We start from the raw sequence: 1,485 nt of genomic DNA, 5'->3' as shown, positions 1-1,485 counted from the left end.
CCGGCCCGCGCCCGGCCGCCGTACGCCCGCTCCCGGCCCCTGCTCCAGGCCGAGGCCGACCGGCGAACGGCCGTACCAGCCCGCGGCTTCGGCTCCCGCGGCGGCGAACCCGCCGCGTCAATCGGTGCAATAGGTCCGCGCACCCTGTCGCCCGAAGCGCTCGCTGCTATAGGGTGCGGCGCGCCGCGAGCGTGGCGAAACTGGTAGACGCAAGGGACTTAAAATCCCTCGACTTCGGTCATGCGGGTTCGACCCCCGCCGCTCGCACCAGCCGTTCCCACCCCCTTGAGGCGGGCGGATCCCCAGACCGGGAATCTTGAAAGACGCCGATATCTGTGTTCGATAGCGGACGCAGGTCGGACGGGGGCTGGACGAACTGACGGCGGGGGGCGGTGATGAACCGTGCGTGTGCTGGGCGTGAACCGATCTCGACCCCGTTCTTCTGGCGACTCCTTCTTCTAGTCGCCGCGGTCCTGGCCCTGCTGGCCGTCCCCGTTCGCGCCCAGGCCCAGGTGGTGATGACGCCGCCGCCGGGCGCCTTGCCCGCAGCGACGGGCGGTACGCCGTACACCCAGACCTTCAGCGCTAGCGGCGGAACGGGGCCCTATATCTACAGTCTGTCGGCGGGAGCATTACCGCCGGGACTGGCCCTGAGCAGCGCGGGGCTCATGTCCGGAACGCCCACCACAGCGGGCTTCTATACGATGACGATCCGCGCGACCGACAGCCTGGCGGCGACCACGACAAACACCTTCACGCTCCAGGTCCTTTCGCCATCGATCGTCGTTCCCCTTCCGTCCTGCCCGACGGCGTTGGCGGGCAAGCCTTCACGCAGATGCTGTCCGCCAGCGGGGGGGCAGGCCCCTACACCTTCTCGCTGACGGCCGGAACTCTCCCCCCGGGCATCGCCCTGAGCAGCGCCGGAATCATCTCCGGCACCCCCACGACGCCTGGGCTCTACAACCTGACGGTCCGAGCGACCGATGCGTTCGGATTCAGCGGGCAGCAGGCGTTCAGTTTCCGTATCCTGGCGCCGACGATCGAGGTGTCTCCGACCACGCTGGCGAACGGCGTCGTGGGCGTGTCCTTCTTGCGGACGGTGACCGCCAGCGGCGGGACCGGACCCTACACCTTCTCGCTGACGAGCGGCGCGCTTCCAATCGGCGTTTCGTTCAACAGCGCCGGACAGTTCTCGGGGGCGCCCCGGAGCGACGGGACGTTCAGCCTGACCGTCCGCGCGACGGACGCCTTCGGATTCACGGGCGCCCAAGCCTACACCTTCGTCATCGCTCCACCGACCCTGACGATGACGCCTACGACGCTCCCCGGCGGCCATGTCGGCGCGGCGTACGCCCAGGCGCTGGGCACGAGCGGCGGGATCGCGCCGTACACCTACAGCCTGGTCAGCGGCAGCCTGCCGGTCGGCGTGGCGTTCAGCAGCGCGGGCCAATACTCGGGCGTCCCGACGACCGCGGGCTCGTACAC

At 69.7% G+C, this 1,485-nt stretch carries 2 protein-coding genes and 1 tRNA gene; all 3 read left to right on the top strand.

Annotated elements, in window-relative coordinates; translation table 11 throughout:
- Positions 1-185 precede the first annotated feature (185 nt).
- A tRNA-Leu gene (locus AC2W7C_RS17800) sits at positions 186-270 on the top strand.
- A 125-nt stretch (positions 271-395) separates the two neighbouring features.
- Complete coding sequence (locus AC2W7C_RS17795; protein WP_486002557.1) at positions 396-881, top strand: Ig domain-containing protein; 486 nt, start codon at positions 396-398, stop codon at positions 879-881.
- Positions 836-1,485 (top strand): Ig domain-containing protein (locus tag AC2W7C_RS17790; RefSeq protein ID WP_486002556.1); only part of this gene is annotated, 650 nt, incomplete at its 3' end. The genes AC2W7C_RS17795 and AC2W7C_RS17790, both read left to right, overlap by 46 nt.

Source organism: Brevundimonas sp. CURTG3B2_SDJG (genome assembly GCF_057364705.1).
Note: the sequence above shows the minus strand (reverse complement) of the source record. Positions and strands in the feature narration are given on the sequence as shown.

What these genes read in the sequence shown, in the direction of transcription:
- AC2W7C_RS17795 (WP_486002557.1), top strand. Translation starts at nt 396, where the DNA reads ATGAACCGTGCGTGTGCTGGGCGTGAACCGATCTCGACCCCGTTCTTC.